Annotated in this window: 12 protein-coding genes; 8 read left to right on the forward strand and 4 right to left on the reverse strand. The window is 72.5% G+C overall.

What is annotated here, in order from left to right; all coding sequences use genetic code 11:
* The first annotated feature begins 135 nt into the window (after positions 1-135).
* Both AB0B48_RS16775 and AB0B48_RS16780 read left to right on the forward strand, forming a co-directional pair.
* Positions 136-594, forward strand: a complete 459-nt coding sequence (locus tag AB0B48_RS16775; protein WP_357202065.1) for a winged helix-turn-helix domain-containing protein — start codon at positions 136-138, stop codon at positions 592-594.
* Positions 595-665: 71 nt separating this feature from the next.
* On the forward strand, positions 666-1,529 hold the full coding sequence (locus tag AB0B48_RS16780; protein WP_357201994.1) for a hypothetical protein: 864 nt from the start codon (positions 666-668) through the stop codon (positions 1,527-1,529).
* A gap of 10 nt (positions 1,530-1,539) precedes the next feature.
* On the opposite strand, the gene AB0B48_RS16785 is transcribed toward AB0B48_RS16780, so the two are convergent.
* From AB0B48_RS16785 to AB0B48_RS16795, 3 genes are all read right to left on the reverse strand, one after another.
* The gene (locus AB0B48_RS16785; RefSeq protein WP_357201997.1) at positions 1,540-3,594 is read right to left on the reverse strand and encodes a glycogen debranching N-terminal domain-containing protein; all 2,055 of its coding nucleotides are present in this window, start codon (positions 3,592-3,594) and stop codon (positions 1,540-1,542) included.
* Entirely contained in the window at positions 3,591-3,971 is a 381-nt protein-coding gene (locus AB0B48_RS16790) for an SCP2 sterol-binding domain-containing protein (RefSeq protein ID WP_357202000.1), read from the reverse strand. Before AB0B48_RS16790 ends, AB0B48_RS16785 begins: the two co-directional genes overlap by 4 nt.
* A gap of 79 nt (positions 3,972-4,050) precedes the next feature.
* Positions 4,051-4,425, reverse strand: a complete 375-nt coding sequence (locus tag AB0B48_RS16795; RefSeq protein ID WP_124820325.1) for a DsrE family protein — start codon at positions 4,423-4,425, stop codon at positions 4,051-4,053.
* Positions 4,426-4,437: 12 nt separating this feature from the next.
* Between AB0B48_RS16795 and mtfM the strand changes: the two genes are divergently transcribed.
* Both mtfM and AB0B48_RS16805 read left to right on the forward strand, forming a co-directional pair.
* The gene (gene mtfM / locus AB0B48_RS16800; protein ID WP_030327764.1) at positions 4,438-4,542 is read left to right on the forward strand and encodes a small membrane protein MtfM; all 105 of its coding nucleotides are present in this window, start codon (positions 4,438-4,440) and stop codon (positions 4,540-4,542) included.
* Between the two features lie 61 nt (positions 4,543-4,603).
* Positions 4,604-5,194, forward strand: coding sequence for an FABP family protein (locus AB0B48_RS16805; protein ID WP_357202068.1), 591 nt, complete (start codon positions 4,604-4,606; stop codon positions 5,192-5,194).
* Between the two features lie 3 nt (positions 5,195-5,197).
* Here the strand turns inward: AB0B48_RS16805 and AB0B48_RS16810 are convergent, their stop codons facing one another.
* Positions 5,198-6,079: an aminotransferase class IV gene (locus AB0B48_RS16810; protein ID WP_357202002.1), complete on the reverse strand. Its 882-nt coding sequence runs from the start codon at positions 6,077-6,079 to the stop codon at positions 5,198-5,200.
* Positions 6,080-6,147: 68 nt separating this feature from the next.
* On the opposite strand from AB0B48_RS16810, the gene AB0B48_RS16815 reads away from it, so the two are divergent.
* The 4 genes from AB0B48_RS16815 to AB0B48_RS16830 form a co-directional block, all read left to right on the forward strand.
* The gene (locus AB0B48_RS16815) at positions 6,148-6,576 is read left to right on the forward strand and encodes a Fur family transcriptional regulator (RefSeq protein ID WP_091402843.1); all 429 of its coding nucleotides are present in this window, start codon (positions 6,148-6,150) and stop codon (positions 6,574-6,576) included.
* Positions 6,573-7,685, forward strand: coding sequence for a folate-binding protein (locus AB0B48_RS16820; RefSeq protein ID WP_357202006.1), 1,113 nt, complete (start codon positions 6,573-6,575; stop codon positions 7,683-7,685). The genes AB0B48_RS16815 and AB0B48_RS16820 overlap by 4 nt, the downstream gene beginning before the upstream one ends.
* A gap of 23 nt (positions 7,686-7,708) precedes the next feature.
* Positions 7,709-8,536, forward strand: coding sequence for a 3-keto-5-aminohexanoate cleavage protein (locus AB0B48_RS16825; RefSeq protein WP_357202009.1), 828 nt, complete (start codon positions 7,709-7,711; stop codon positions 8,534-8,536).
* Positions 8,537-8,630: 94 nt separating this feature from the next.
* Positions 8,631-9,511: asparaginase (locus tag AB0B48_RS16830; RefSeq protein ID WP_357202012.1), on the forward strand; the 881-nt coding region annotated here is incomplete at its 3' end.

Below are 9,511 nucleotides of genomic sequence, written 5' to 3' on the forward strand. Positions count from 1 at the left end.
GTCCTCGGCGTGCCGGCACGCCGAGGGCGGGTGCCGAAATCCATCGGCGTGCGTCACTATCTACTGGTGAATTTCAGGGATGAAAGCGGCGGGTCCGACGAAGCGGTCCCCATCGTCCTCTGCGTGGGCACCGACATGTCGCTGCGGGAGCGGGTGCTGAGCCAACTCGACGGGCGCGCCCCGGTGCTCAGCTGTTCCGATCTGACCGAGCTACGCGAGCTGTTGTCGTCGCCGGCGGGTCCGGCGCGGGTCAGCCCCACGGTCCTTCCACTCAACGAGGCGCGGGGCCTGGTGAAGTGGGGTGAGCTGGTCGTCGACCGGGCCGGACATCGGGTCACCTGGCGCGGCGAGGTGCTCCCGCTGACCCCCACCGAACGGGAGTTGCTCACCCTGCTCATCGGTCCACCGCTGGTGGTGTGGAGCTACGAACGGCTCTGCGTCGCCGCGCTGGGTGGCGCTGACACCGCGGCGCTGCAATCCACCGTCAGGCGGCTTCGCCGCAGGCTGCGGGGTCTACCGGGCGGCCCGCAGGTGCACACCGTGCGGGGCGTCGGCTACCGGCTCGACCCGCCGCCCCGGCTGAACGACCACTGACCCGCTGTCGCGTCGTCGGGCCGACCGCCTCCGCTGCCGGCCCGGCGGCGGGCGCGTGACACCATGGCCGGGTGAGCGGTGCTGTCCAGACGGGTTGGGCCTCTTCGGCCGGCCCCGCCGCGCCGACACCGGCCCGGTCGCGGCGGCGTTGGCTGCTGGCCGTGACAGTGGCCTGGGCGGTGCTGCTGGCCGGGCTCACCTGGATATCGGTGCGAAACGACCCGCCGACAGTCCGCGAGCAGCGGTCCCTCGATCAGGCTGGCCCGGTGGTCGACCGGGCGGTCGGCGAGTTGGCTCGCGCGGCCGGTGCGGCTGGACTGCTGGAACTGAGCCCGGCGCGGGTCGCGTCCGGCTGCCGGGTCACCCCGTTCGCCGACGGGGCGAGGTTGCGACGCGAAGTCGGGGTGCTGGCTGCCACCGGTGACGAGCGGGCCGTGCTGGCCGGCATCGCCGAGCGGCTGCCGGCGAGCTGGCGGGCCGGGGTCGGGCCCGGGATGGACGGCCCCGAGCTGCGCGCCGACGCAGGAGACTTCGTGGCCGTCGAGGGCCGGCCGACCGTCGACGGCCGGGTGCGACTGGTCGTCGACACCGGTTGCCGGCCCGTCGGCGCCGGCTACACGCCGGCTCCGGCCACCGCTGCCGGCCCGGAGGCCGCCGCGCTGACCGCCGCGCTGAAAGCCCTCGACCGGCCGGGCGACGCCACGCCGGAGCTGGCCACCGCGCCCTGCCCGGGCGGCGGGCTCGCCCGTACCGCCTGGTTCGTCGACGGTCAGGGCCCGGCGGCTTCGACGGTCGCCCTCGCCCCGCTGGCCGGCAACGCCCCACTGCTGGACCAACCCCCGGTGTACGCGTACCGCAGCGGCGCCGTCACGGTGCTGGCCGAGATCAGCCCGGACGCCACCCGACTCGCCGCCACCGTCGGCTGCCCGAGCTGAGCCGGGCGGGTCAGCGGCCGTCCGGCTGGTCCTCGGGGCCACGGCTGCGCCCCAACGCGTCGACCTTGCCCCACCGGCCGGGGATGTCCAGCAGCTCCACCCGGCCCATGCCCGGCGGCACGGCCGGGTCGATGATCAGGTGCTCGCCCTGCGGCTCCAACCCCAGCATCACGCGCAGCAGCAGCAGCGGGGTGCCTGCCGACCAGGCCTGCGGGCTGCATGCGGTCGGGTACTCCACCGGATAGTCGGTGAGGTCACGGGCGTAGCCGGCGAACGCCTCCGGCAGCCGACCCCCGAAGTACCGGGACGCGGCCAGCATCGTCTCGCAGAGCAACCCGGCCTCCTCCCGGAAGCCGTACCTCCACAACCCCCAGGCGATGATCGAGTTGTCGAACGGCCAGACGGTGCCCACGTGGTAGCCGATCGGGTTGTACCGCCCCTCGTCCGAGGCGAGCGTCCGCACCCCCCAGCCGGAGAACAGCCGTGGCCCGAGCAGGTGCTCGACCACCTTGCCGGCGCGGGACTCGTCCACGATGCCGCTCCACAGCAGGTGCCCGATGTTCGAGGTCAGCGCGTCCACCTGCCGGCCGTCGGCGTCCAGCGCGAGCGCGTAGTGCTCGCGGTCGGCGATCCAGAAGTCGCGGTCGAACCGCCGTTTCAGGTCGGCGGCCTGCCGCTCCAACTCGTCGGCGAACTCCGGGTCGTTCCAGAAGGTCCGAGCCAGCCGGGCGGCTCGGACCTTCGCGTCGTAGGCGTAGCCCTGCAACTCGCAGGTGGCCCGGGGAAAACCGGGCAGTTGACCGTCGGCGTACGAGATGGCGTCCCAGGAGTCCTTCCAGCACTGGTTCTGCAGGCCGGTCTCCGGGTTGCGGGTCTGGTACCAGAGGTAACCGGTGCCGAGCAGGTCACCGTAGGTGTCGATCCACTCCAGCGCCGCGCGGATCTGCGGTTCCAGCTTGCGGACGAGTGCCGCGTCACCGGTCCACCGCTCGTACTCGTCGACCAGGATGATGAACAGGGGCGTCGAGTCGGCCGACCCGTAGTACGGCGAGTGTGGCTGCTCCTCGAAGCCGGCGGTCTCCCCGTACCGCAGCTCGTGCAGGATCTTGCCGGGTTCCTCGTCCCGGAAGTCGTCCACCCGCTGCCCCTGTAGTCCGGCCAGCATCAGGATGGTCGGCGGGACCAGTTCCGGCAGGAACGGCAGCACCTGCAACGAGGTGATGATGCTGTCCCGGCCGAACAGGGTCATGAACCAGGGGAGTCCCGCGGCGATCAGCCGTACGCCCAGGGCGATCGACTCGTAGCGCAGCGCGGCCAGGTCGTTGAGGCTGCGCCGGTACGCCCCGGCCAGCGGCTCGCAGTCGCAGCCGAGCTTCGGCGCCCGGTCGATGAGCTCCTGCTGTTCGGCCCGGATCGCGTCCGCGCTGCGGCTGCCGCCGTACGGGAGGGTGGCCCGGATGTCCTCGCCCCGGGCGCCATAGACGACGCTGGACACGTGCAGTCTGGTGGTCCAGCTGTCGTTGCGGGCTATCCGGATCCGGAAGGTCATTCCGGTGTCGTCGACCTGCGCCGGCGCGGTGGTGCTGACCACCATCTCCCGGTGGAACGCCTCTCGCCGGTAGGACAGCCGCAATTCGTTCTCGGCGACCGTGATCGTGGTCCGTCCCCGCTTCTGCCGAGAGTTCTTGATCTCGAACAGGTCGGCGAAATCGGCCCCGATCTCGATCCGGAGGGTGCACTCGACCTCCGCGCCGAGGTGGTTCAGCACTGTCAGCTCCTCCTCGAAGCTGCCCACTATCGCCCGGCTGCGGATCACCGACGCCTTGGCGTCCAGATAGTGCGTGGGTTCGCCGGGGGCGAGGAAGAACCGGGTGCGGTACGACTCGGCATCGTCGACGGAGAGGGCGTGCAGCCGTTGGCCGTCCAGGGTGAGCACCCACGTGGACAGGAAGCGGGTGTCGAAGGAGAACATCCCGTTGGGGAAGTCGTAGGAGGGTTCGATGTCGCCACGCCGGTCGCTGACCAGGAAGGTGTTGCCGTCCAGGATGCTGACGAGGTCCTTCACCGAAGTCGCCCCGCTGCTCGTCGGGCCGTTTCGCGGGGGTCGCGGGTGCCGGGCGGGTTGGGAAAGAACCGGCGGAAGGCGAGGAAGAGCACCACGTTCCCGCTGAACGTGCTCTCGTTGCGCAGCACCGCCGCGACCCCCTGGGCCTCGCCGCTGATCAGCCGGTCGAAGAGGGCGGCGCTGCTGTACCAGATCGCGTCGGCCGGCCCACGCTCCCGGGTGACCTGCACCGACCCGGGCCGCATCCGGACCAGCCAGTGTTCGGTGCGGTGGTCGTCGCCGAGGTCGATCTGGAGGGTGCCGTCGGCCAGGCCGCCCAGAACCTCGGCTGCGCGCGACGGCAGTGTCTCGAAGAACCTCTCCGCCGCCTCGGTCACATCCGAATCGTAGGCAGCCGTCCGAGATGTCGGGTCGGTATCGACACTCCGCTCGGATCGACAGGCCGCCGCCGTGCGGTCAGTAGACGAGCGCCTGCGCGCCCTCGGCCAACGCCTCCTCGACGAAGACCGCTGCACCGGCGATCCGGACGCCGGGGAGTACGTCGTCCGGGCCGATCTCCCGACGGGCCGCGCACTGCGTGCAGGCGGTCACCCGGCCGCTGGTCAGGATGACGTGCAACAACTCGGCCAGGGGCGCGGAGTGCGGCAGGTCGAACTGCTGGGCGCGACCGGGCAGCGCGAACCAGGTGGACTCACCGGTCAGCCAGAGCGAGACGTCCACCCCGGCCGCTACCGCCGTCGCGGCGACGGTGAATGCCTGCGCGCACCGCTCCGGGGCGTCCGCCCCCGCGGTGGCCTTCACGACGAGATTGCGGGCCATGTGGCCCAGCATAGGATGGCCGGGATGGTTACCGAGATCGGGTTTGTCAGCCTGCTGGTCGCTGGCCTGGGCGGGCTCGCCGGTGGCCTGGTCTACCTTGCCGTACGCATTTCGAGAGGACGCTGGTGAGCGCGAGGAGTGAGCCGGTTTTGCGAGCCCCGCAGTCGCGAACGAAAGAGGCAAGGTGACGCTGATGAGCGAGAACCCGCTGCAGCCGCCGTGGCTGAACGCGCCGCCGGTCGAGGAGTACCCGTTCGAGGAGAGCCACGACCTGCGGGTCGGGCCGAAGCTGCACCCCGCGCTGGACGCCCTGCTGCCGTACATCGGTCTGTGGCGCGGTCGGGGCAAGGGTGGCTTCCCCACCATCGAGGACTTCGACTACGCGCAGGAGATCCGGATCAGCCACGACGGCCGCCCGTTCCTGCACTACGAGTCGCGTGCGTGGATCCTCGACGAGCAGAGCAAGCCGGTCCGTCCGGCCGGCCGCGAGGCGGGCTGGTGGCGACCGGTGCTGGTGGACGGGCGGGCGACCGACGAGCTGGAGGCGCTGATCACCACCCCGACCGGGATCATGGAGCTGCACCTGGGCAAGCGCACCGGCACGCAGATCGAATTCGCCACCGACGCAGTGGTCCGGACTCCGACCGCCAAGGAGGTCACCGGCGGGCACCGGCTCTTCGGCATCGTCGAGGGTGCGCTGCTCTACGCCCAGGAGATGGCCGCCATGGGGCACGGGCTCAGCCCGCACCTCTCCGCCCGACTCGTCCGGGTCGGCGGCTGACCGCTACCCGACGGGGAAGCCCAGCAGTGAGTGCAGGGCGGGGGTGCGCGGGCAAGGGTTCCGGCGCACCCCGTCCAGCATTCGGATTTCGGCGAGCCCGCGCACGGACGAGCTGAACCAGACCCCCTCGGCGGCGTGCAGCTCGGCCGGGGTGACCATCCGTTCGGCGGCGTCCAGGCCCAGCCCGTGAGCGTGGGCGAGCAGCCAGGCCGCTGTCGTGCCGGGCAGGATGCCGGTGGTCGCGGCCGGCACGGTGCAGAGCGTGCCCGCGGTGAGCCACACCACGTTCGCGATCGGCCCCTCCAGGGCGTACCCGTCGGAGGAGACCCAGAGCACGTCGTCCACGCCGGCCCGCTGTGCCCAGCGGCGGGCGGCGCTGTTCACCGCGTACGACGTGGATTTGATCCCGGCCGGCAACCAGTCGAGCCCGGTACGCGCGTCGGCGGGCACCCCCAACGGCAGGGTGGCCACTGTGATCCCGTTCCGCCGGGCCGCCCGCGACGACGCCGGCACCTCGGTCAGCGTGGCGTAGACGGTCGGCGGGCCGCCGGCCTCGGAGCCCCGGGTGCAGACCAGCCGTAGCGCGCCCTCCACCGGTGCGGGCCAGCCCGCACGCACCGTGCCGAGGAGGTCGATGAGCGCGTCGGCGGGGGGCAGATCCAGGTCGACGGCCGCCGCAGCCGTGGTCATTCGGGCCAGGTGCTCGTCGCGCAACCACGGCCGGCCCTGGCGCAGGTGCATGGACTCGAAGAGCCCGTCGCCGCGCAGAACGCCCAGGTCGTCGCCGCGGAGCACGGGCTCGTTGGTCGCGATGAGGCCCCGCCCGAGCACGGCGATCCGCGGGCTGGGAGCAGCCGGGACATTGCCGACGGACGACGTCACCATGACCGCGAGCGTAGCGGTGATCGATCGCGGTGCGGGGGACAGCCTGGTGGCCGAACTATGATCGGAGCGTGTCCGAATCCTCCCTCGCGGAAATGCTGCGGGCCCGTGGGCTGCGGCTGACGGCCCAGCGGCAGCTCGTTCTCCAGGCGGTGCTCGATCTGGGCCACGCCACCCCGGAGCAGGTGCACACCGCAGTCCGGGAGGTGGCCGCCGGCGTCAACATCACCACCATCTACCGCACGCTTGAGCTGCTGGAACGGCTCGGTCTGGTCACCCACACGCACCTGTCGCACGGCTCACCGACCTATCACGCCGCCGGTGAGCACCAACACGTCCACCTGGTCTGCCGGGAGTGTGGCGCGATCGACGAGATCGATCCGGAGCTGCTCCGCCCGCTCGCCGACCAGTTGGCCGCGCAGCGCGGGTTCCGGGTGGACATCGGGCACGTGTCACTCTTCGGCGTCTGCGTACGCTGCGAGAACGGGGACGAGAAATGATCGACATCGCGGGCGCGGTGGCAGTCGAGAGCATCGACGAGGCCAGCCGTGACCAGCCGGATCCAGCGCACGTCGCGGCCGGGGTGCGGGGGGTGGCCGCGCACTACGGCGACCCGCTGCGCGAGCAGCGCACCCTCGACACCGCTGTCGGTCTGGTCGACAGGTCGCACCGGGGGGTCATCGCGGTGCCCGGGGAAGAGCGGGCCGGCTGGCTGCACACTGTCACCTCGCAGCACCTGACCGCGCTCTCCGCAGGCGAGGGCACCGAGTTGCTGGTGCTGTCCCCGCACGGCCACGTCGAGCAGCACGCCATGGTCGCCGAGGACGGCGAGACCGCCTGGCTCGACACCGAGCCGGGTGCGACCGAGGGCCTGCTGACCTACCTGGAGAAGATGCGGTTCTTCAGCAAGGTCGAGCCACGCGACGCGACGGCCGAGCGCGCACTGTTGTCGCTGGTCGGGCCGGCGGCCATGGAGGCGCTCGGCACGCTCGGCGTGACCGGGCTCGCCGCACCGGACGTGGTCGCGGTGCCGGGTCCGAAGTTCCCGCACGGCGCCGTGCCACCACGGGCGAGCGCGCGGTACGACGTACGACCGCTGCCGATCGGCGGCTGGGCCCGACGTGGTCCGCTCGGGGTGGACCTGCTGGTGCCCCGGTCGGCGATGGACCAGGTGGTGGCGGAGTTGCGCGGCGCCGGCGTGCCGCTCGCGGGGCTGTGGGCGTACGAGGCGATCCGGGTGGCCGCCCGGCAGCCCCGGGTCGGGGTGGACACCGACCACCGGACCATCCCGGCCGAGGTCGACCTGATCGCCCCGGCGGTGCATCTGGACAAGGGTTGCTACCGGGGGCAGGAGACGGTGGCGCGGGTGCACAACATGGGCCGGCCGCCGCGTCGCCTCGTACTGCTGCATCTGGACGGGGTGACCACCGATCAGCCGCCGGTGGCCGGTACGCCGGTGACGCTCGATGGCCGGGCGGTCGGCTTCGTCGGCACCGCCGTGCTGCACCACGAGCTGGGCCAGGTCGCGCTCGCGGTCCTGAAGCGGAACGTCCCGGACGACGCCGCGTTGCTGATCGGCGAGACCGCGGCGGCGATCGACCCCTCCTGAGCGGGCCGTCTAGGATCGCCGGCATGACGACAGGGACGTTGATCACGGTAGCCCCGACCGGCGCTGAGTCGGCCAAGGCGGAGGTGCCGGCGCTGCCGGTGACCCTCGACGAGTTGCTGCTCACCGCCAAGGAGTGCGAGGCGCTCGGCGCCGCCGTGATCCACGTCCACATCCGCGAAGACGAGGCCCGACCGACGCTCGACCCGGTGCGGCTGGCCGACACCGTGGCGGCGCTGCGGGAGAGCACCGACCTGATCGTGCAGCTCTCCTCCGGTGGCGCGGTGACCGACCCGGAGGCCGCCCGGCTCGCAGTGCTCGACGCCCGTCCGGACATGGCCTCCTGCACCATGGGCACTGTCAACTTCGGCGACGACGTCTTCCTCAACCGCTGGGAGTTCATCGTCGACCTGCACACCCGGATGCAGGAACGCGGGATCGTCCCGGAGTACGAGATCTTCGACCTCGGCCACCTGTCCGCGTTGCAGCGGTTGCTCGGCAAGTACGGGCTGCCGGCCGGCGGGCACGTGCACGTCGACTTCGTGATGGGCGTGCCGGGCGGGATGCCGGGCACCACCGAGACCCTCGTCGCGGCCCACCGGATGCTGCGGGACCTGCCCGAGGGCACCACCTTCTCGGCCACCGGCGTCGGCCGCAGCACGATCCCGGTGATGCTGGCCGCTCTGTCGACCGGCGGGCACCTGCGGGTCGGCATGGAGGACACCGTGACGTACGCCAAGGGCCGTCCGGTGGAGTCGAACATGCAACTGGTGGCCCGCGCGGTGGGTTTCGCCCAGCTCGCCCAGCGCCCGCCATTGACCACCGCCGAGGCTCGCGAACTGCTCGGGCTGTAAGGGCAGGTCTGTCCCGCGCCCCTGTCACCCGGGCGGTGGACCTCCTGGTCACCCCGCCGCCGGGCACCCCCGGACCGTCGGTACCGTCCAGCGCGTGACGAAGACGTACGAGGGTGGCGCGCCGCTCGCCGAGGTGGTCCGGTCCGGGTTCGTGGAGGGTGCGCACCGCGGCTCGGTGGTGGTGCTGGACGCCGCCGGTGTCGCGGTGGCGTCCGCCGGGGACGTGACCTCGCCGATCTTTCCCCGCTCGGCCAGCAAGCCGATGCAGACGATCGGGATGCTCCGGGCCGGCCTTGCCCTGACCGACCCGGCCGACGTGGCGCTGGTCTCGGCGAGCCACGCCGGCGAGGAGTTCCACCTGGCCCGGGTCGGTGCGCTGCTGGAGCGCGCCGGGCTGGACGCGTCGGCGCTGCACTGCCCGCCCGACCTGCCGGTGGGGGCCGCAGCGCGGGAGGCGGTGCTCCGGGCCGGTGGCGGCCCGACCCGGGTGCAGATGAACTGCTCCGGCAAGCACAGCGGGATGCTGTTGACCTGCGAGGCCGCCGGATGGTCGCGGGAGGGCTACTGGCGGCCGGAGCACCCGCTTCAGCAGCGGCTGCGGGCCGCCATCGAGGAGTTCACCGGCGAGCAGGCGGCGGCGGTGGGGGTCGACGGGTGCGGCGCGCCGGTCCTCGCGGTGTCGCTGGCCGGTCTGGCCGGGGCGTACCTCCGGCTGGTCGACGCCGAGCCCGGCTCGGTGCCGCGCACGGTGGCCGACGCGATGCGGGCGTACCCGGAGATCGTGGGTGGCACCCAGGCCGACGACACCCGGCTGATGCGTGGTGTCCCGGGTGCGCTGGCCAAGGTCGGTGCCGAGGGCGTGATCGCCGTGGCGCTGCCGGGCTTCGGGGCGTCCGGCGCGTGTCATCTATCGCGACGGGCTCCCACCCCGCGCGGATCCAGCGGCCGGTCCCCCGGCCCGCCCGCCCCGCCGGC

This window comes from Micromonospora sp. NPDC049089 (assembly GCF_040648775.1).
Classification (GTDB): Bacteria; Actinomycetota; Actinomycetes; order Mycobacteriales; family Micromonosporaceae; genus Micromonospora.